Source organism: Nostoc sp. (genome assembly GCF_036917615.1).
GTDB lineage: Bacteria > Cyanobacteriota > Cyanobacteriia > Cyanobacteriales > Nostocaceae > Nostoc.
The window spans coordinates 202,033-222,932 of sequence record NZ_JBALCZ010000031.1 but is presented as its reverse complement, the minus strand read 5'-3'; the positions used below and the strand labels follow the sequence as shown (position 1 = coordinate 222,932).

The 20,900-nt window shown below is 42.6% G+C and carries 16 protein-coding genes and 5 pseudogenes; 6 read left to right on the top strand and 15 right to left on the bottom strand.

Annotated features, from left to right (window positions below; all coding sequences use genetic code 11):
• Nucleotides 1–163: 163 nt before the first annotated feature.
• A complete protein-coding gene (locus V7K85_RS12330) occupies nucleotides 164–1,765 on the bottom strand; it encodes a GAF domain-containing sensor histidine kinase (RefSeq protein ID WP_334813949.1) in 1,602 nt (533 codons plus the stop codon).
• 287 nt (nucleotides 1,766–2,052) lie between these two features.
• Between V7K85_RS12330 and V7K85_RS12325 the strand changes: the two genes are divergently transcribed.
• Nucleotides 2,053–2,211: a hypothetical protein gene (locus tag V7K85_RS12325; RefSeq protein ID WP_334813948.1), complete on the top strand. Its 159-nt coding sequence runs from the start codon at nucleotides 2,053–2,055 to the stop codon at nucleotides 2,209–2,211.
• Between the two features lie 255 nt (nucleotides 2,212–2,466).
• Here V7K85_RS12325 and cobJ read toward each other — a convergent pair whose 3' ends face one another.
• From cobJ to V7K85_RS12295, 5 genes are all read right to left on the bottom strand, one after another.
• Nucleotides 2,467–4,197 (bottom strand): precorrin-3B C(17)-methyltransferase, encoded by a 1,731-nt coding sequence (cobJ, locus tag V7K85_RS12315; RefSeq protein WP_334813947.1) that lies wholly within the window; start codon nucleotides 4,195–4,197, stop codon nucleotides 2,467–2,469.
• A 63-nt stretch (nucleotides 4,198–4,260) separates the two neighbouring features.
• Nucleotides 4,261–4,647 carry a hypothetical protein gene (locus V7K85_RS12310; RefSeq protein ID WP_334813946.1) on the bottom strand — a complete coding sequence of 129 codons (387 nt, stop codon included), beginning with the start codon at nucleotides 4,645–4,647 and terminating at the stop codon, nucleotides 4,261–4,263.
• Nucleotides 4,644–5,015, bottom strand: coding sequence for a hypothetical protein (locus tag V7K85_RS12305; RefSeq protein WP_334813945.1), 372 nt, complete (start codon nucleotides 5,013–5,015; stop codon nucleotides 4,644–4,646). The genes V7K85_RS12310 and V7K85_RS12305 overlap by 4 nt, the downstream gene beginning before the upstream one ends.
• A gap of 178 nt (nucleotides 5,016–5,193) precedes the next feature.
• A complete protein-coding gene (locus tag V7K85_RS12300) occupies nucleotides 5,194–5,529 on the bottom strand; it encodes a DNA methyltransferase (protein ID WP_334813944.1) in 336 nt (111 codons plus the stop codon).
• 115 nt (nucleotides 5,530–5,644) lie between these two features.
• Nucleotides 5,645–6,046, bottom strand: a complete 402-nt coding sequence (locus tag V7K85_RS12295; RefSeq protein WP_334813943.1) for a hypothetical protein — start codon at nucleotides 6,044–6,046, stop codon at nucleotides 5,645–5,647.
• Between the two features lie 784 nt (nucleotides 6,047–6,830).
• Here V7K85_RS12295 and V7K85_RS12290 point away from each other — a divergent pair.
• Nucleotides 6,831–7,034 (top strand): hypothetical protein, encoded by a 204-nt coding sequence (locus V7K85_RS12290; protein ID WP_334813941.1) that lies wholly within the window; start codon nucleotides 6,831–6,833, stop codon nucleotides 7,032–7,034.
• Nucleotides 7,035–7,320: 286 nt separating this feature from the next.
• Here the strand turns inward: V7K85_RS12290 and V7K85_RS12285 are convergent, their stop codons facing one another.
• The 4 genes from V7K85_RS12285 to V7K85_RS12270 form a co-directional block, all read right to left on the bottom strand.
• Nucleotides 7,321–7,722 (bottom strand): VOC family protein, encoded by a 402-nt coding sequence (locus V7K85_RS12285; RefSeq protein ID WP_334813939.1) that lies wholly within the window; start codon nucleotides 7,720–7,722, stop codon nucleotides 7,321–7,323.
• A gap of 120 nt (nucleotides 7,723–7,842) precedes the next feature.
• Nucleotides 7,843–8,340 carry an SRPBCC domain-containing protein gene (locus V7K85_RS12280; protein ID WP_334813937.1) on the bottom strand — a complete coding sequence of 166 codons (498 nt, stop codon included), beginning with the start codon at nucleotides 8,338–8,340 and terminating at the stop codon, nucleotides 7,843–7,845.
• The gene (locus V7K85_RS12275; RefSeq protein ID WP_334813935.1) at nucleotides 8,330–8,674 is read right to left on the bottom strand and encodes an ArsR/SmtB family transcription factor; all 345 of its coding nucleotides are present in this window, start codon (nucleotides 8,672–8,674) and stop codon (nucleotides 8,330–8,332) included. The genes V7K85_RS12280 and V7K85_RS12275 overlap by 11 nt, the downstream gene beginning before the upstream one ends.
• Nucleotides 8,675–8,881: 207 nt before the next feature.
• Complete coding sequence (locus tag V7K85_RS12270; RefSeq protein WP_334813933.1) at nucleotides 8,882–10,384, bottom strand: acyl--CoA ligase; 1,503 nt, start codon at nucleotides 10,382–10,384, stop codon at nucleotides 8,882–8,884.
• A 283-nt stretch (nucleotides 10,385–10,667) separates the two neighbouring features.
• Here V7K85_RS12270 and V7K85_RS12265 point away from each other — a divergent pair, with 283 nt between their 5' ends.
• The 3 genes and pseudogenes from V7K85_RS12265 to V7K85_RS12255 all read left to right on the top strand — a co-directional run bounded on the left by V7K85_RS12265 (nucleotide 10,668) and on the right by V7K85_RS12255 (nucleotide 13,410).
• Entirely contained in the window at nucleotides 10,668–11,810 is a 1,143-nt protein-coding gene (locus V7K85_RS12265; RefSeq protein WP_334813931.1) for a BMP family ABC transporter substrate-binding protein, read from the top strand.
• 515 nt (nucleotides 11,811–12,325) lie between these two features.
• Nucleotides 12,326–12,862: pseudogene (locus tag V7K85_RS12260) on the top strand (IS5 family transposase); the annotation flags it as partial.
• An 86-nt stretch (nucleotides 12,863–12,948) separates the two neighbouring features.
• Nucleotides 12,949–13,410: pseudogene (locus V7K85_RS12255) on the top strand (transposase family protein).
• Between the two features lie 517 nt (nucleotides 13,411–13,927).
• Here V7K85_RS12255 and V7K85_RS12250 read toward each other — a convergent pair.
• A complete protein-coding gene (locus V7K85_RS12250; RefSeq protein WP_334813929.1) occupies nucleotides 13,928–16,582 on the bottom strand; it encodes a beta strand repeat-containing protein in 2,655 nt (884 codons plus the stop codon).
• Between the two features lie 448 nt (nucleotides 16,583–17,030).
• A pseudogene (locus tag V7K85_RS12245) lies at nucleotides 17,031–17,342 on the bottom strand (IS6 family transposase); the annotation flags it as partial.
• 309 nt (nucleotides 17,343–17,651) lie between these two features.
• Here V7K85_RS12245 and V7K85_RS12240 point away from each other — a divergent pair.
• Nucleotides 17,652–17,762, top strand: a pseudogene (locus V7K85_RS12240) (IS1 family transposase); the annotation flags it as partial.
• 211 nt (nucleotides 17,763–17,973) lie between these two features.
• Here V7K85_RS12240 and V7K85_RS12235 read toward each other — a convergent pair.
• From V7K85_RS12235 to V7K85_RS12225, 3 genes and pseudogenes are all read right to left on the bottom strand, one after another.
• A pseudogene (locus V7K85_RS12235) lies at nucleotides 17,974–19,233 on the bottom strand (peptidase domain-containing ABC transporter); the annotation flags it as partial.
• Nucleotides 19,234–19,815: 582 nt separating this feature from the next.
• Nucleotides 19,816–20,034 carry a hypothetical protein gene (locus tag V7K85_RS12230; RefSeq protein WP_334813925.1) on the bottom strand — a complete coding sequence of 73 codons (219 nt, stop codon included), beginning with the start codon at nucleotides 20,032–20,034 and terminating at the stop codon, nucleotides 19,816–19,818.
• Nucleotides 20,031–20,456, bottom strand: a complete 426-nt coding sequence (locus tag V7K85_RS12225) for a pre-peptidase C-terminal domain-containing protein (RefSeq protein ID WP_334813923.1) — start codon at nucleotides 20,454–20,456, stop codon at nucleotides 20,031–20,033. Before V7K85_RS12225 ends, V7K85_RS12230 begins: the two co-directional genes overlap by 4 nt.
• Between the last annotated feature and the right edge of the window lie 444 nt (nucleotides 20,457–20,900).

Genomic DNA, 20,900 nt, shown 5'->3' with positions numbered 1-20,900 from the left:
CCCCAAGGGGAAACGTACTCAGGGGACAGTGCCATTTAGGCGATCGCTGCAATGCAGGAGAAGATTTATGCAGTCGTATTGCTCTGTGGTAATTCTAAGCTGAAATTATGGAATGCCCAAGAATAAGCCAATACGCTTGGGTTAAGGCTGAAAGTCATCTAAATTAAGCATTGTTCCCAAGAATGGAAATAGAGTGTGGTGCATCAATACCTTGTTGAATCAGGGGAATGCGAATAATAAACTCAGCACCAACTCCTGGTTGTGAAATGCATTCTAAAGAACCGCCATGTCTTTGTGTGATAATTTGGTAACTAATAGCCAGTCCCATCCCCGTACCTTGTCCAACAGGCTTGGTCGTAAAAAAGGGATTAAATATTTGCTTTAAAGCATCTTCTGGTATTCCCAGTCCGTTGTCGCCAATGTGAATCGTGACTTGATTTGGCGTTAGTAATTGAGTGCGAATATAAATTCGGGGATTATCCATTTTTAATTGTTTATGTGTTGCCCACCGACCTTTAAGCACTGAATCTTCTAAAGCATCGATCGCATTTACTAAAATATTCAGAAATACTTGGTTTAACTGCCCAGCATAACATTCAATCAAGGGGAGATTGCTGTATTCTTTAATCACTTCAATTTGCGGGCGCTGGTTAGTAGGCTTGAGGCGGTTTTGAACGAGCATCATCGTACTATCAATTCCCTCATGGATATCAACCGCTTTCATTTCAGCTTCGTCTAAACGCGAGAAAGTCCGCAGGGAAAGCACAATCTCTCGAATCCGCTCCGCTCCCATGATCATCGATTTGAATAATTTGGGGAAGTCTGACCTTAAGAAATCTAGTTCAATTAGATTTGCAAACTCCTCAATTGCCTGGACTGATTGGGGATAATGTCTTTGATAGAGATCTAACAGTGAAAATAAATTTTGGGTGTATTCATCAGCCGGTTTCAGGTTGCCATAAATAAAGCTAACTGGGTTGTTAATTTCATGGGCAATTCCAGCTACTAATTGCCCCAAACTAGCCATTTTCTCACTTTGAACTAACTGAGCTTGAGCCTGTTGTAAGTCTTTGAGAGTTGTGGCAAGTTCTTCCTTTTGACTTCGAGTTTGTTTGAGTAATTCTGCCTGCTGTAATGCTACACCTAGCTGAGAAGCAATTTGGGTCAGTATATATACTTCATCTGTTTGCCATTCTCGAGGACCATCGTTCTGGTAAACCGCCAGCAGTCCCCAAAGTTGTTGACTTTGATAAATAGCGGTAATTACATAAGCTCTTGCCTGACATCGCTCTAGAATTTTCAGGTAGCACTTACTGAAGCCAGCACTATAAACATCGTGACAAACGCGATACGTTTCATTTTTAGAAAAGCGTCCTCCCTGTGTATCTTTTAAGTAAGTATCCACAATTGGAGGAATAGATAAATTTTTCAAGTTACATTCACTGACATTCTCTACTAATTCTGGTTGATGCACCTGCTGCTGAATCAGAGGTAACCACCCTTGTGCTAAGGATTCAGCCACAAATGTTCCGCTCCAATCGGGATTGAAACGATATAAAACCACGCGGTCAGAGTTTAACAATTGCTTGATTTCTTGAGTGGTTGTCTGGAAAATATATTCTAAGTCAAGAGATTGACGAATTTTCTCAACGGTGATAGCGACAATTTTATGGGATTCTGCTGCTTTGACTCGTGCTTCTATTTGTGATAGTTTTACAGACTGGGAACTACCTTTTTCTAAGGATTTTTGGGGTTGTAATACCATTTTTAATAATCATCTAAAATAATTAACAATCAGTCTAGTATGAGATTTAAAAAAAATTCCTAAATTCTGCTTAAATTCTTTATGAACAAATGAGATTTGTCGCTGATATTATAAAGTTATCTTAGGAGCATCTGTCTTCAATTTTTGAGCAATAAATTTAAATTTTGACCAGTTGTAGCAAGTATGGAATTTTTGTTAAAAATACAAGTGCTATCCCACCTTTGATGTAGCTGGAATGCTGTTTGACCTACACCGCAGTCGGGCACACTGTATGAAATGTCCAAGATATGCATCAACTTAACATTCGTAAAAATGGGCGGCAACGTGGTAAACACGCATTACAATGTAGTATGGCTCTGTGGGCGCTACGCGCCCGCAAGCTTGAGGCGATCGCTTGTAGGTGTTCTAAGAGTTTGTTCCAGACTGCGGCTTTTTGCCACCGATAAAACCTGTTGCTACGCTTTCCCACTTTCGGTAACGTTCTGGTAGATCCCGCCACCTGCCCCGGTTCTTAGTACCCATAAGATGCCATTCCCAACCTGACGGTGGTCATTAGACCTCTTGCAAAAGTGCTTTTTGCACTCTTATGGGAAAAAGGTTGATGTTAAGGGGAAAGGGGAAAATACAAAACCTTTCCCCCTTTCCCCAACCCCAGTTCCCGACAATGCCAAGAAGTCTAATATCGCGATGCTCTGGCACTTTTAGGCATCGGTATAACGACGAGGTGTATAAACCCAGATATTACCATCGCCGCGCTTGATGGTTTGGGTTTTTGTGGAACCAATGAGAATAATTGTCCGCATATCAGCGGTTGCTGGTGCTAACTGGTCAAGTGTGATCACTTTCACCGTCTGTCCTGGTCTCCCGAGATTCCGGGCCAACACTACTGGTGTATCCGGTGTTCTATGTAGCAGTAAAATATTTCTTGCTTCTGCCAGTTGCCAGGTACGCTCTTTGGAAACAGGATTGTAGAAAGCAATTACGAAATCAGCCTCGGCAGCAGCGGCAATTCGTTGTGCGATCGCAGACCAAGGTTTCAAGATGTCAGAGAGGGAAATAGCACAGAAGTCATGCCCAAGAGGCGCACCAATCGCTGCTGCTGCTGCCTGCATGGCTGAGATGCCTGGTGCGACATGAATGTCGATACTGTCCCATTCGGGTTTGGCATAGCGATCGCATACCTCGAAAACCGCTGTTGCCATTGCATAGATACCGGGATCACCAGATGAAACTACAGCTACATATCGTCCAGATGCCGCTAAATCAAGGGCCATTTTTGCCCGTGCTTCTTCTTGGCGGTTGTCGGACTCATGCCGTTGCTTGCCATCAGCCAGAGAACCAACTAAATCTAAATAAGTTTTGTAACCCACTAGGTCAGTTGCTGACTTGAGTATCTCCTTGACTTCTGGAGACATCCATTGCGATCCACCAGGGCCCGTGCCAATAATCGCTAACCGTCCGCGTGGCTGACCTGTGATATTGGGGTCAATTGGTTGAGGGGCAATGGCGATCGCGATGTGGGAAGATGAAGCAGATAAGGGATATGTGCCTGTGGCGGCGATCGCTGCGGCTTGGGTAGGGCTATAACCTTGTGAAAGTAGGCTTTCTAGCTGATTTGGGGTAAAAAAGCGGGCAGGCACTCCAAAGGCGCTAGCTACGGCGTGGATTGCTGGCTCGGCAGCAGCGGTGATCGGTGCAAATATCCCGGCGACTGATGCTCTTTCAAGTCTGGCATCAGCTAGTAGCTGCTGTACTAAAGCGACTGGATCATCTGCATAGCCAATCATGCCACTAATTGCGATCGCTACAGTTGCTGGGTGATAGACAAGGCAGTTAGCTTTAAGAGTCACCAGACGTTCTGTAACTTGAATGGTCAAATCTCCCTTTGGATCGATGGGCAGTTTACTATCGCTCAACCAAGCTGCTGTGCCTTCTAATTTGACTTGCGCCCCAGCTAGTAAATCTGAGATAAATTTCTTCGCATGGTCTGGGTTTGCTAAATGGTATCCAGGGGGAGGAGACAACAGCGTTGTACCCAAACGTAGGTCGCCTGTGGTCGTAATTGCAGGCTTGACATCAAGCGCTTCGGCAATGCGGCGGGCCAAATCGTTTACCCCACCAAGTCCGCCCAAGAGGGGCACAACAGCGCTACCATCTTCAGCCACAGCTAGCACTGGTGGTTCCTGTTGTTTATCCGAGAGTACGGGAGCTAACGTCCTAATTAAAATGCCGGCGGCACAAATGCCAATCAGTGGCGTTCCTTGGGCGAATAACTCGCGCAACGTCTCGCCAAAATTAGTAAAGCTGACATCAACTCCGGATGTGCGACCCGCTAGACCGTATAATGTTGCCCCTGGTAGGACAGTGATTATTTTGCGTGCTAATGTCACGCTATTTTGACCTAGTACTACAATGGCGGGTGCAACGTTCATTATCACTTATTTACGAATTATTTAATTGGAGCTTTAAACAAATGTTCTCAGAAATTTTAGTACTTAAGTTTTATTTTTAAACCTTGCATGAATTATGTCGCTGTTATTATTACGAATGTCAATCTCGTACTTCATAGCTGAGGCAAACGTAGGTTGATTATCTGGATAATTTTGGATATATTCAATTGCGTTATTAATAGTGTCAGCTTGCTGAGATAGTCCGTAGAGAACAATGACATTTACCTGTTGGACTAGTCTAGCAAAGGATTGTTCTAAAATATTGATAAATTTATCTATTTGAGATTTTCCCAGACTTAGTATTTGATTTTTTATATTATTAATATCTGGCGTTGATAAGTTTTTCAATTGTTCAATTTTATTTTGAAACTCTGCTTCTAATGTACTTTCATTGAAAGATGCACTTATCCCAACTGATGTAAATGATTTCACGATATTTTCATACTTTTAAGATACAGAATTTTAAAGCCTTTAGATTCTAATTGGTCAAGCGCTCCTTGAGTAAATACACCTGCTAGAATAGCACCTAAAAATGGGTTAAGGTGACTATAGGTGTCTGCCAAAGGAATAAGCGCTCCTTCAATTTCTTGAACTTTATTTCTAGAATGCTTGGTGTAACGCCGCCATGCAATCTCAATAAATGCCACTGGAAGACCGAGAGTGTCTTCTGTACCTCCCCGCTCCAGTACATAGTCAAGGTCATGATAATTACCGTAGCGATCCTGCCATGATACCTTTTTACTAATTCGTACCTTACGCTTCCTCTGATAGTCCAAGTAAAAACCATGCTCATCGGCCACTTGCTGAAGTGTCTCACAAATAAATTCTTGGATGAGACTCCCTAAAATCTGACCCCATTTATGTTGACAATGATTCTGCCATTACAGTTGTGCAAAATATTTTATGTTGTGATTAGCCTATCCGTAAACCCACAAACAACCTTCGCAAAGAGGAACTCTGTGCTTGCGATTTTTCCACTTAACATTTATCAGCATCAGTTTTATATAAAAGTTTAGCTCTTGCTATACGCGCAACAAAAGGATGAGCCTCAATTCCAAAACATTCAACTCCAAGCCTTTCAGATGCAAGTAAGGTTGTACCAGAACCAGCGAATGGATCTAAGACAGTAGTTTCTCCTCTTTCTTTAAATTGAGTAATTATAGTTTCGACACATTGTGCAGAGAAACCTGCACTAAATCTAAACCATCGATGAACTGGCAATTTCATGTTATCGATGAATGTAGATGAACTGTCAAAGGATTTAGAAATGTTAGAAGAAAATTTCTGAAATGGCAACTCTAATTGTTGATTCATTTAGATATTTATTATTTTGCTTCGTGGTGGTTTTGATTGTCAACGCCAAGAAGCTGTGATTTGAAATGATGGAGAGGCGATCGCATTTCCTTAAAAAAGGCGATCGCTTCTTATCTCAATTAGCTTTACGCTCTTTGAGCACTTGATCTAGCAAGTTTCTAGCAGGTTGTGCTTTAGCCAACGCTGCTTGATGGTCATTATAAGCACGAACAAGGCGAGAAAGACTGCTCACACCTGCCTTGAGTTGCTCAAGTTCTTCACCAGCAACCAGTTCCCCATCAAGCAGCCGCCCAATTAACGGTTTGATGTCGCCCACTTCCTGACGGACTTTTTGGAGCTTTTCTAGGTTACTCAGTAAGCTTTTGAGTGAGTTCAAGATGTCGTCAATATCCTGGGTATCCTCTACTGGTTCGGGCGAATCTTCAAGCGAATCTTCAATTGTCACTGTATCTTTGTCTGAAATTGTCGGCAATTCCTGTGCAGATGTTTCATCTTTAACCCCGTTTGACCGTGCCATCAACGCTTCCTCAAGGAATTTTCCTTAGTGTATCGCTTATCCCAAGTTACTAAAAATAGTATTGTTATAATTCGTTAAACTTGGTGAGTATTAATACAGTCCATAATCAGGCTCACTTTCAATCGTTCAACGAATATGGAGGGTTAAATCTACTTCTGTTACGGAAGAATCCACGGCTTTCTTATTCTGTTATATATCCATCTTCTCAGAAACATTTATGTTTATTATAAGAGGCATCAAGGATTCATATTTTATTTTTTAAAAAACTCAGTATGATTTTAAGATCCTTCTTGAACTTTGCCTATTACATGCCTATGCAAGTAAGTTTAGAGGGAGCATCCCAATTTGGCAAAAATAAAATAAGAAAGATTATTCGCAATGTAGACTCACGAATAATCTGGGGATTCAATCTTGTGGTTATTCTGACTCTTGCTCAGAACTAGAACTAATGTTTAGCAGACAATCATCAAGGGGATAAATTCTTCTCTGTATTTCGTCCCAAAAGGAACGTCTGTACTCCAGGGTCAAAGTTATACATCTAGGAGGAGCGCTCAGTCATCGCTTCTCTACGAGACGCTGCGCGAACGCTACAACTGGCTCATCATTAAATGTTTGTCTCCTCACACCTAGATACACAAATAATTTTTAATTATCTAATGTTAAGTTAATTTATGTTACATATTTAAATTTTTATCTGGAACATGCTTAATAATCTATTTTTAGTATTTGATAATAAAAATCAGAGACTATCGGAAGATTTTTAAAAATTACCAGGAGTAACTCAATGCTGATCTCAAATTTAGAGACTGAAAATATGTTTGTGGAATTACTTGATAATGAAGAGGAATCTATATCGGGAGGAACAATTATCGCTACAGCCGATAAACTTAACTTATCATTCACAAATGTACTTTTAAACATAGACAATCTTAAAATTTTCCTTAAAGGAGGAGTTATCCACTTAACTGGAGTAAAACTAAGTGTTTAGAACATAAAAGGAGAGCGAGCATCCTGATTTTGCAAAAATAAAAGAATCCCTATATTATTAGTGAGTTTCCATCGCGAATAATATAGGGATTCAATCTTGTGGTTCTTCCTCCTCTTGCTCAGATCCAGAAGTAACGACAGATGATCTCCAAATGCTGCCCTCAGCGGTCACTCAGGCAGCATAACGCCCCAGTTCGCCGACGTCCGACGTTTTGCCATAGCAAAGCCGAGGCAAGACGGTCGGCTTTGCGCCTTGGAGAGCGCATTGTGTCATCGCATTTTCAATCTTAATTTCTTGGGCTTGGCTCCATATAGATAATTTCCCAAATATGGCCATCTAAGTCACTAAAACCATGTCCGTACATAAAACCGTGGTCTTGTGGTTCATTGTAGGTTGTTCCGCCGGCGGTGACTGCCTTACGAACCATTTCATCGACTTTTTCTCGGCTTTGGGAAGATAAACACACAAGCACTTCTGTGCTTTTCGTGGCATCAGAGACTTCTTTGGGAGTAAAAGTCTTGAATTTTTCGTGAGTCAATAGCATGACGAATATGTCATCGCTCACGATCATGCAGGTAGCCGTCTCGTCAGTAAATTGGGCGTTAAAACTGAAGCCAAGTTTACTAAAAAACTCGACAGACCAATTGAGGTCTTTTACTGGGAGATTCACGAAAATTTTAGTAGCCATGTTTTCTCCTTTTGAAAGCTCATTTACGTGAATGAAGTCTCGGCAAGCCGACACTAATGTTCCGCTTGAGTCGTTTCATGCAGACTGCTAGTTGACCGTCTCATCGGTGAAAAGGAAGACTCAAAACTTCGCCAATAACTCGTCGAGGCAGTCAAAGCTGGAGTTCCAGCCTTCGATCACCCCCATCTGTTCATGCTTGCGACGCTCCTCAGCAGACTCATGCATAATTCTGAGTGTGAGTTTGGTATTACTGCCCAAATCCTCGAAAACCGCCGTCGTAACCATTCCCCTTGGCAGATCAGCGTTCATGACCTTTTCAAAACCTTCATCAAATTCATCACTAGTAACAATCCGTTCAAAGGGTACAATTTCGCGGAAGACGCCTTTGGCCGGGTACTCCGTGCCGTCTGGGCCAATCATGACGTAGCGCCATTTACCGCCCGGACGCAGATCCAATTCAGTCACCCGGGTCGTAAAGCCTTTTGGTCCCCACCACTGCACTACGTGTTTCGGATCAGTCCATGCCTTAAACACGAGTTCGCGCGGCGCGTCCAAAACGCGGGTGATAACGATCTCGCGTTCCGATTGAGCATCAGTGGAATCATTTTTATTGCTCATTTTGTTTCTCCTGGATTTGTAATTCGTGCAGGTAATCATCCAGCCGATCAAGACTCTCTTCCCAAAATTGGCGATATTGCTCGATCCAATCCGCCGCGTCCTTGAGCGGCTGTGTTTCGATCTGGCAGGGTCGCCATTGAGCCTTACGACTCCGCGTGATCAATCCGGCACGCTCCAGCACCTTGAGGTGCTTAGAAATTGCAGGAAGACTCATCTCGAAGGGCTTGGCTAACTCAGTGACCGATGCCTCACCCTTGGCGAGGTGAGCCAGGATCGCACGCCGTGTGGGATCGGCAAGGGCGGCAAAGATGACGCTCAGTTGATCGGTAGACATTTTTATTTAACCGCGCGGTTAATTAACTAATAGTTTAAATGTACTATTGAATCATGTCAAGCGCTGACTTAACCAGTCGTTTGAACTCTTACATTGAAATAGAGTTGCCTTGTAGCCCATCAAGAAGGCAATATCTTTTGGTTTGCATACAATAGGCGTCCATTGACCCAAGCTAGTCGTAGATCTAACAAATGATTGCTGATCTCACTACTGCCCGATGTTAAGCAATTTCGCCATAGCCAACCGTTGCAGTTTCCCGGTAGCACCACGAGGTAGTTGATCCAAAATGTGAACTTGCTTAGGAACTTTGAAGTCTACCAGCATGGTTGAACAGTGAGCTAAAAGTTCTTTTTCGCCAGCTTCTGCCTTGAGGACAACAGCGGCGTGGATATCTTCTCCTAAAGATTTATGGGGGACGGCAAAGGACAAGGCTTCGGCGACGGCGGGATGGCGCAGCAAGACATCATCCACTTCTAAGGGAGAAATTTTTTCCCCACCCCGGTTAATCAATTCTTTAATCCGTCCAGTCAAGCAAAGGTAGCCGTCTTTATCCAGTGTGCCCTGATCACCTGTGCGGAACCAACCGTTTACAAAAGCTGTAGCGTTGGCTTCTGGGTTGTTTTCGTAGCCATCTATGACATTGGGTGCTTTTACCACCACTTCGCCCAAGCTTAAGAGAGATAATAGGTTGCCTTCGGAGTCCATAATGCCGACTTCCACACCGAAGCCATAACCTACAGTACCTGGTTTGCGTACTTTTGGCGGTAGGGGGTTGGTGGTCATTAAGTGAGATGCCTCAGTCATGCTGTAAGATTCCACCACAGGAGCATTGAGAGTTGCCTCTAGCTGTTCAATGATAATCGGGGGCAAGGAAGCGCTACTAGAGCGAATAAAACGAAAGCGGTTAGCTTTGACAATTTCTGTGTTGCGGCTAGCGCGGGCCAAAATTGTCTGGTGCATGGTTGGCGCTGCGGAGTACCAGGTAGGTTTGTAGGTATCTACCAGTTTCCAAAACTCTAGGGCATTAAAACCATTGGGACAAATTAGTGTGCCACCCGATGCCAGGGTTGCCAGCAAGCAGCCTACCAATCCGTGAATGTGGAACAGGGGCATTAGGCAAAGTGTAGTGTCAGCTGCGGTGAGTGAGTAAGCAGCAATGATGTTGCTGGCTGAGGCGATTAAGTTACGATGACGAATCGGCACACGCTTGGGACGACTGGTAGTGCCGCTAGTGTGGAGAATCATTGCCATATCATCGGCGTTGGGGGCTGCGGGATTAAAGGATTCTGCTGGTTCTAAGCCTGTTTTGACTAATTCAAAGCTCAATGTGCCGTCAGTGTTTACCTTGGCATTAATCAGCATCATGTTGGATGTGACGGCGGCAATAGCTGCTTCTGGCCCCCCAGACAAAGTAATCAGTGCATTTGCTTGGGTATCTTCGTAGTAGAAGGCAAATTCTTCTTGCTTATATTTGGGATTCAAGGGTGCAGCAGTGCCACACAGGGCGGCAGCCAAAAAGGTAATAGCCATTGGTGAACCGTTAGTCATGGCAATGGCAATGCGTTCTCCTGGTTTCAATCCAAAGTTGTTGAGTTGGGATACCAGTCCAACAACATTCTCGCGCAATTGCTTATAGGTTAGCGATCGCCCCTCAGGCGAGACTAGGGCTGGATGATTGTCTTCCCCTGCTAAAAGCTCAAATAAGTTCATTAAAAACCTCCAGTAAACCGCATCCCCTTGTGGGAGTTGTTAGTAAAAAAGATTGGGCATTAGGAAAGAAACTTTTTCCTTATCCCCTTTATCCTGCTTTATTTGCTCCCCCTGCCTAACTTAGTGCCATTCCCCCATTCCCCATGCCCAATTCAACCATTATTTGCTTTCTTTTGTAAGTAAGTTGACGGCAAAAGACAAGAGCTAAAATTAACTCAATAGTGTATTTGTCGTTACTAGAAATCAAAAAAATCTTTTTCAGCAACTAAACCATCGATAAAATATGGATCGTCGGAATTTTCTAAAGTATGTCACTTTAGCAGGATCTAGCTTTGCTTTAACTAGTTGTGTTCAAGGCAAATATTCCAAATCGCAGGGTGAGGTGTCTCCCTCAGCTTCGCCTGTAGCGGTAAATGAACCTCTGAAGGTGGGATTTGTTTATGTGGGATCTGTGGGTGATTTTGGCTGGACTTATGCCCATGATTTAGGCCGCAGAGACATGGAAGCCAATCTTCAAGATAAGGTAACAACTACTTTTGTCGAAAATGTTAACGAAGGTGCTGACGCCCAAAGGGTGATTCGCCAACTAGCATTAGATGGTAACAAGTTGATTTTTACAACTTCCTTCGGGTACATGAACCCAACAATTAAAGTTGCTAAGGACTTTAGTTATGTTGTCTTTGAACACTGTGCGGGATACAAACGTGCTGCCAATGTCGGTACTTATCTAGGACGCTTTGAAGAACCGCGTTACTTAACCGGCATGATTGCTGGCAAGATGACAAAATCGAATGTAGTTGGTTTTATTGGCGCATACCCAATTCCAGAAGTAATTCGAGGAATCAGTGCATTCACTCAAGGAGTAAGGCTAACAAATCCCCAAGCAAAAGTTAAGGTACTTTGGGTACAAAGTTGGTACGATCCAGCTAAAGAAAGAGAAACGGCTCAAGCTTTGATGAATTTAGGTGCGGATATACTAACGCAGCATACCGACTCTGGTGCCATTGTCCAATTAGCTGAAGAAAAAGGCATTTATGCTTTTGGCTACAACACTGATATGAGTAAGTTTGGTCAAAAAGCCCACCTGACATCAGCTATTAACAAATGGGGTAAATTCTATACAGATAAAGCCTTGGCTGTAATGAGTAATACTTGGAAGTCTCAAGAGGTTTGGGATGGGATTGGTCAAGGAATGGTGGATATTTCCCCGATGAATCAGACGATTCCAGATGATGTGCAACAATTGGTGAATGCGAAGCGCGATGAGTTTATTCAGGGTACTGCACATCCTTTTGATGGTCCGGTGAAAGACCAAAAAGGGGTGGTGCGAGTACCAAAGGGTAAGGTGTTGGATGATCAGGGACAACTAGCAATGGATTGGTATGTTGAGGGAATTGAAGGGTCAATTCCTAAAGGAAAATCCTAACACTGTTAAACAATACTAGGATTTCTGTTTTTAGCTTTTTAAGTTAGTGATTGGTGTTGTTAAAATAGCAGCAGCAGAATTATGAATTAAAAACTTTCTTCAAATTTTATGGCTGCATTACCGCCAAATATTGAGCAGTCATTTCCGGTGTGAGTAGTTCTATCATGACTTTGTTTTCCAACCATAACTCAATAACATCAAAAAAAGAGTTGCGGTTACAATGTAATACTCTCCAACCTTCCTGTTTGCCAATCAACTCAATTTTTTCTTGACAAGTTTCTCTCCTAAAGCCAATTGCAGATACTAGCCGCGATCAAATTGGACACTGGATGGAAGGAATTGGCTTTGATTAACGTGAGTTTTGTTTATTGACCCGATCACAACATCGATCGCAAATCTGTTTTCATTGAGAGGATGTTTGAAAAGTCGTAAAGTATACTAAAAACCCCGCTTCCATTCCTCTCCTGCGGCAAGATTTAGGACGAGATGAACATTCTACCGTTGCGTAGGCGTAGCCCGTCGTAGACATCGCTGATTCTCAATCGGTGAAGACCACGGAAAAAAAGGAGCCAGTGCGTTGGGCGGCTCTACCGACTTGAAGCAACTGGCGTGGGAGGTCTACGGTTTCGATGGTGGTAAGAAGGTTAAAGGGCGTAAGCGCCATATAGTTGTAGATTCTCAAGGGTTGTTGATTGGCGTTTTAGTTACTCAAGCCAATGCCTCAGAACGTTTAGGTGCTGTGGTGGTACTGCATGAAGCGGAGTCGTGAATTGTCTAAATTGGAAGTTGTTTGGGTAGATCAGGGCTATTCAGGGGAAAACTTTGCTCAAGCCGTTAAGAAGGTTTGTGGCGAGCACGTTCGTGTTGAGGTGATTGAAAGGATATCGAAAACATTTGAGCGATTGCCAAAACGATGGATTGTGGAACGGACATTTGGGTGGCTGAATCGATTTCGGCGTTTAAGTAAGGATTATGAATTGTACACAGAGTTAAGTGAAGCCATGATTTATGGCTCATTGATTCGTCTGATGGTCAAGCGAATGGCATCTTAAGCTTTTGTTTACGAATCAGCTCTAAAGCTAATGATGCATTTAACTATTGGGTGAAAGTTTTGAGAGATATCTTACCAGCTTCTCAAATGGAAGAGGTAGAAAAAGATAGTCAGAAATATCAAGACCTACGTAAGATTCTATGTGAACATGAATTGATTGTAGATAGCGCAGAACAAGCTATAGAAAGGCCTGTAGACTATCAAGAACAAAAACAGTACTACTCCGGCAAGAAAAAGATGCATACTCTGAAAAACCAGTTTATTGTGTTACCCAAAGGAGAAGATATTGTTGACATTTATATTGGTCAATTAGGAAAAAAAAGTGATATTAATTGATTCCGAGAAACACGAGGTAAATTTGATTCCGAACAGAAGTTTATTGGGGATAAAGCTTATATAGGAGAGTCAGCAAATACTACACCTTACAAAAAACTGAGAAAAAAAGAAATTTCGGAATTCCAAAAAAAAGAAACCCAGCAGTTATCGTCTAGAAGAATAGGTGTTGAACAAATGATTAAGGAAAGTAAAAATATTTCGAGTTGCCAGTGATAAATTTCGTTTAGCTCGTCAGAAATATAGCCAGGTCATTATGACAATTTGTGGGTTAGTAAGACTACGGCTTAATTGTTTGGTTTTACGAACCATTAATATTTAAATTGTTTAGGAAACAATAAATTTTATTCACACCAATATTTTGCCCATAAAGTGATATTTAGCCATATTTTATGCTCAAAGCCCTATTCTTGCGTATACCTAGTTTAGCGATGTCTACGACGAGCTACGCTAACGCAGATTCCCCTATAATCATAATCACTAAAATCCTTTTACTGTATACATTTGCCATTTACGGATAAGTCTATTAGTTAGGCTATTCGGTGTCGCTTCCGGTTTAGAGATGACGACGCTTCGGCAAGCATTTACCGCAGGCATCGCAATATCTTAATATCTGTACAAGAATCGCTATCGCTTACCAAAATAGCTTGCATTCAGTACCATCGTTTGCGAGATGCTAAAAATAGCACCTCGCAAAACGTACCGCTTGTTGATGGCAAAGCACTAATAAAAATTAAACAACCACAAAATTGTTTTCGGTTAGTGACAATCCAGTAGATAATTGTGCAAATTGTACCTGAGTAAACCCAGATTTACTACCATCAAGGTCAAAGAACAATCCACCTGTAGCGCTGTTGTATATAAATCGCTGAGTGTTAGTGGTTGCAGATGTTCCGATAGTAAACTGATTTGCCTTAAGTAAACCTGATGATAACCCGCCACCAAAACCGTCAGCCGATACCTGAATCAGTTCATTAGTCGTTTTCGATTGATAGTCGAAAAAGTTGAAGTCATCAATACTATCAACACCTTCATTGAAACTATTGAAAGCAAAGGTGTCAGTACCATCTTCTCCATAAAGAGTATCATTACCTTTGCCACCTGTGAGGATATCATTGCCAAAATCACCCCTGAGGGTATCATTCCCATTGCTTCCCACAATCAAGTCATCGTAGCCTGTACCTGAGATATCTAATTGTTCGATATTCTTGTAACTAACTCCATTCGTGCCCGCCGTAATTGAGCCAATGTTAGTAGTGGCATTGTATGTCGAAGTGATTCCTTTGGTAGCATTTATGTAATCGACGGACAACAAATCGTCGCCCTTACCCCCATCTATCGTATCATTGCCACCGCTACTAGAGAAGTCACCTGATGAGAGCGTATCATTGCCATTGCTTCCCACAATTAAGTCATCGTAGGCTGTACCTGAGATATTTAATTGTTCGATATTCTTGTAACTAACTCCATTCGTGCCCGCCCTAATTGAGCCAATGTTAGTAGTGGCATTGTATGTCGAAGTGATCCCTTTGGTAAGATTGCTAACAGCGTGGTAATTGACGGACAACAAATCGTCACCTTTACCCCCATCTATCGTATCATTGCCACCACCGAACTTATCTATCGTATCATTGCCATTGCTTCCCACAATCGAGTCATCGTAAGCTGTACCTGAGATATTTAATCGTTCGATATTATTGTAACTAACTCCACTCGTGCCCACCGTAATTGAGCCAATGTTAGTAGTAGCATTGAATGTCGAAGTGATTCCTTTGGTAGGATTTATGTAATAGACGGACAACAAATCGTCGCCCTTACCCCCATCTATCGTATCGTTGCCAGCATCGCCTGTGGAGAGGGTATCGTTGCCATTGCTCCCCACAATCAAGTCATCGTAGGCTGTACCTGAGATATTTAATCGTTCGATATTTTTGTAACTAACTCGATTCGTGGCCTTTGTAATTGATCCAATGTTAGTAGTAGTATTGAATGTTGTTGTGATTCCTCCGGTAGCATCCGTGTAATCGCCAGACAACAAATCATCACCAATACCTCCATCTACTGTTTGAGTCACTAAAGAAGAAGGATCAGTATATATACCGTTTCCATAGCCGTTAGATTGGATGCCTACATTGAAAGAGTCATTACCATCGCCCCCAGAGAGCAGATTATTGCCTTCTGCATTACCAACATAGAAGTTATCATCACCAGTAGCACCGTTGAGAGTGTTATTGCCTGTTGTATAACTAGCATTCAAGTTATCATCACCAGCGCCACCGTTAAGGGTGTTATTGCCAGAGCCATAATATCTCACAATAACTCCACCTCCGGCGTCAGAGGAGCCAGTAACGGAAAGATAATCATTCCCATCGCCCCCAGAGAGCAGATTATTACCTGTTGAATATGCAACATACAAGTGATCATCACCAGCATCACCGTTGAGGGTGTTATTACCTGTTGAATAATTAGCAATCAAGTTATCATCACCAGCGCCACCGTTGAGGGTGTTATTGCCAGAGATCGGATTGCCAAATGAAACTGAGCCTCGGTACGCGCTATAGTTACCAAGGGCAAATAGATCATCATTTCCATCGCCACCAGAGAGTAGGTTATTGCCTTGTGAATTGTTAACATTCAAATAATCATCCCCAGCACCGCCAAAGAGGGAGTTATCCCCGGCATCGCCAATGAGCGTGTCTTTGCCTACACCACCAATGAGAGTATCATTCCCTGTACCACCCCGCAGTAAGTCGTTGCCACTTTTGCCGTCGAGGGAGTCATTACCGCCCTGACCATTAACCACATCATCTGAGTCGTCTAAACCCGTAATGTTGTTGGATAGGTCATTAAGGAAGGTCACTGTATTCTTGATGCCCAGGCTAGTATCTGTGGAGTTGGCATCTAGGACATTAAAGCTGTCGGTGATGCTAGTTTGACCACTAAATAAGATATTGCCAATCGCTGATCTAGCTCCAGAAGCTTTCTGGTTATCCAAGTTTTCTAATTTGAAGTTTTGCAGGATGACTTCGGTCCCAGGCGCATCTTCATCAACAAGTGCTTCAAAGGTGATTTCCAGATTGCTGCCGTTTTGAGTCAGCAGCATATTTCGGGCAGTGAACAAGTCATAGTCCTGGAATTTTAATGTGTCCACTTCGGCAATGACTGCGGAAGTCGGGTTTGTTCCTTTACCGACGCCAGCGAAATCAGTGATAGTATCAGTGCCGTTATAGGAACTGTAAACAAATTGATCATTGCCACCACCACCAATCAAGGTGTTGTCGCCCTGGCTAGCTGTGATGGTATCGTTGCCTGCAAGACCGTTAATCGTGTCTGCTAACTCGCTGCCCACTAGCGTATCATTACCCTTGGTTCCAATGATATTTGCCATAACTTTTACTTACCTAAATCGATTTTTTCAGTAACTTCAGTTTTCAACTGAAGAGTTTAGTGCTGTTTTCGGGCACAAAAATTCGCCTCAAGGGTGATGCTTTCGGCATACTTTACTGGGCTAATTTTGACACTCACTTCCGTTTTTGGTTTCGGTTTAGGAGTGTTATTGAGTCAACACTGTTGTATTTAACAAAGGTTGATTGAGGAATTATGCATTCGCCGAAGAACCGTTTCTTCTTAGCTCGACTTTATCCAATTAAGCAGCATAAACAGCAATATCCCTCAAACGCTCGAATAAAGGGCGAGGGACTTTTATGATCTCAGTTGATTCATGTGAGGCTGAAAAAGTACTAGCCCAGGACTTACGCAACTGGCACAGTGCGATCGCTATTTCGTAGAGTCAGGTAAAGAATTTGCTTTCCACAGATTGCTCCCCAATCGGTGGAATCGATAGTGTTACCAGATGAATCCACAGCTCGATACAGATACTTCCACTCACCTTTCACCTTTATATATGTTTCATCTACTCGCCAAGAATCATTAGTTTGGCTCAAGTACGGTCTACATCGCTTCTCAATTTCAGGTGAATAAGTTTGCACCCAACGATACACTGTTGTGTGGTCTACCAATAGTCCCCGCTCTACCATTATTTCTTCCAAGTTTCGATACGAGAGTGGATATCTCAAGTACCACCGCACACATAGCAGGATGATCTCGGATTGAAAATGACGCCATTTAAACGGTTCTTTTAGGTTCATTAATGGGCTAACTTTCATACAAGACTATTGACATAACCACATTTCTACCAGACCTGCCCTAGTTTTTGCAACACAACCGTGCCAGTTGCGTTTGTCACATCAATACTGGTGTACTAAACTTTAGCGTTCGCCTGTGCCAGTTGCGTTTGTCCTGTGTAAGAATAACAATGCTCGTAGAACTGCGATCGCACTCAAATAGCCAAAAAATATGTCGCAAATGGATAAAATCCTGAAACTCATCTTTTCTACGACATCTCCGACCCATGCTGTGCTTACATTCCAGGCTGTGAATATATCTGCAAGGCTATACGCTTACATCGCAAAACATTATGCTATTCCAAATCACTAGATATGCTTAAATACTCAATTCGTTTGTTACTCCATTATTTGAAGTATAGACAAATACCTGTATTTAGTTAATTCATCCCGCATTTATGCAACGCCAAAATTTATATTGAATATTCATAATAAATGGGGAATGGGGAGTTAGGAGTTAAGAGTTAGGAGTTTGGAGTTCTAAGCTTGACGCTTGGTGTTCAAAGGGTGAAGTTCCGAGTTCAGAGGTGGAAGCAATAATATTTACTCCTAACTCCTAACTCTCAACTCTCAACTCCCAACTCCTGACTCCCCATTACAGTTTTGCTTCTTGTTGTTGATACAGACAGTAGTAATAACCTTTGAGCGCCATCAATTCTTTATGAGTCCCCTGTTCTACCACAGCACCTTGCTTCATCATCAAAATGACATAGGCATTGCGAATTGTGCTGAGGCGATGAGTAATGAAAAACACTGTTTTATCTTGGAAGGCTTTCGCTAAGTTCCCGCAGACTTGGGCTTCAGCATTGTAATCTAAGGCGCTGGTAGCTTCATCAAGAATCAGTAATTGCGGATTTTGTAGAACAGTACGAGCGATCGCTACTCGTTGGCGTTGTCCCCCAGACAGTCCTGAACCTCGTTCGCCAACACGGGTGTTATAACCACTGGGTAGAGACATAATAAAGTCGTGGGCAAATGCTACCTTGGCGGCGGTAATAATTTCCTCATCACTAACATCAGGATATCCCAAGGCAATGTTTTCGCGGATTGTACCATCAAACAGGAGGGTATCTTGTAACACCATACCAATTTGACGGCGTAAAGAATAGAGTTCAACTTTGCTGATATCGTAGCCATCAATCAAGATTTTGCCAGATTTTGGTTCGTAAAGTCGAGGTAATAATTTTAGCAGTGTGCTTTTACCGGAACCGCTTTGACCAACAATTCCGATAAAACAGCCAGCAGGAAAATCTAAATTAATATTAGATAGTTGCATTGGCCCATATTCCGAAAAACTGAAGCTGAGATTTTCAAAGCGGACACTACCTTGAATACTGGGCATAAGGATATTTTGACAGTTGCCGATTTCTGTTTCTTGGGGAGTATCTAAAATATCAGCAAGGCGTTGCAGAGATAGGGCGGTTTCTTGGAAGTTCTGCCAAAGTTGCATTAGGCGCAACAGGGGACTGGTGACATAACCAGCCAGGATGCGGAAAGCGATGAGTTGTCCCAAGGTAAGTTGCTGATTGAGGACGAGAAAAGCTCCTACCCACAGTACTAACATACTAGAAAACTTGTTGAGGAAACTGCTAACTGAACTGGCGGTAGTTTGGGTAGAGACGGTTTTGAAACCAGCGCTGATGTAACGGGCATAGCGTTCTTGCCATTGCCAACGCGATCGCATTTCTAAATTTTGCGCCTTGACTGTCTGCATTCCTCCCATCACTTCCACTAAATAAGATTGCGTCTCGGCATTGCATTCTGCTTTCTCTTGCAATTGTCGCCGCATCAAAGGTGATACCATTAGGTTGAGCAAACCAAACAACGGCACTGTTGCTAAGGCAACTAATGTCAACACTTGGTTCATCTGTGACAGTAATTTCTGAGGCGTAGGGAATCTCTGCGGGTAAAAGTGTTTTTGATATGGGGGCAAGATTTTCTCCAAGTATTGACTTGGGTAACCCCACTAGACGCATACTTGCATTAAATTTCAGCTTGGGGTTGAGATCATCCAACTCTAGGCGACTCCCCACAGGAAAGTAAACACTCGAACTACTGCTAACTAACCACAAGAATTCTGAATCTAACTGCTGGAGAGATGTTTTGCGTGTAGGAAATGTTTGGATAACTGCTGCTTGAGTTGCTGTGCGGGCAAGTTTAACTAAATTCCTGCTACCATCTGCCCGACGACTCAGTTCCTCCATCAGCAGTTCATATACTTCTATCAGGGAAGCAGTATTGTCTAATGCTTGGGCAAAAGCCTTCTCCTGCTGAATCAATGCCAGAAAATCAGCGATCGCCAGATTAAAGGTGATAACTTCAGTAGAAGCGATCGCAGTTTCACAAGCAATACCCCGCACATGACTTACCCAACCCAAAACCTCTCCTGGTGAGAGTAACTTCAGTGTCGCCGGATTTTGTCCTTGAGAATTGTAGCCTAATAAACGCGCTTGTCCTTGGTAGATAATGCTAATAGAGCATGAGATGTTTCGGCTTGGGTGCAGGTAATGGGTGCGATCGCTAATTCGATAATGCTCTGAGATAACAATTGCGGGATTAAATTGTAACTTGCTAAAAAGGGGATAATTTCTGGCGGCAAGAGGGGGCTGCTGCTACGCCCGTCGTGGACATTGCCTAGTTGTAATGCTTCATTCATATTTGTGCAAATAGTAGAAGGCTGCTGGAACTGGCTGAAATGGGAAAAGTTCCAGAAGGTTCAGTCGCAGACAAGGCTAAATCGTAACTGACATCGCCCACACTAGTGCTAAAGCGAGATACTTCAGCAAAAAAAGTACCTGAATTGGTTTTAAAGTTAATCGCCTCATCATAGTTGCTTCCTTGACGGGAAACAAGTCCAGCTTGTCGGTCGAAGTCGTCTAATACACCGTTAAGGTTACTATCTGTAAACAGTTGGATGTCAGTATTATCGCCAGTACTGATGTCTGTCAGAGACAGGTTGATGTTTTTGCTACTGGCGATTTTGAACTGAAAGACATCCGTGGGTTCAGATGCATTTAAATTAACGTTATCCTTAACAACAGGGGTGCTACCTAGTGTACCAAGATTGAAAAGTGTCATTTTTTTGTCCTTTAGGTGTTGATTGTGATGTGGTCAAGTTAAGATTAAGTTGTGGTTTGCATATATGTAAACCTCCGATTTAAATCGGTATTTACTGGATGTAGCAGCTTATAGTTTGATGAAAATAAAGAAAATTTATTATTTTCAAGAGAGCCTTAGCTGTTTGGTTTTGTGCTTGCCGTGTTCAGAACCTGTTGTTTAACCATGAATCTAAATTAAGCTGTATCTTCAATAAACACAGCATGAAAAAGACCTTAATAGTTAGGTGTTTGAAAGGAAATTCAAAGTGCTTTGTATTATTTAGTCATAAAAAGTCTGATAACTCACCCTTCGCGTCATCGAGAATGAGTTTGATGAAATAAGGAATGTGTGAAGAAGCAGGCGATCGCTTTGGCAAACCTTTGTCCCGCCAAAAAAATGTTGTAATTGATACAAAAAAACAGT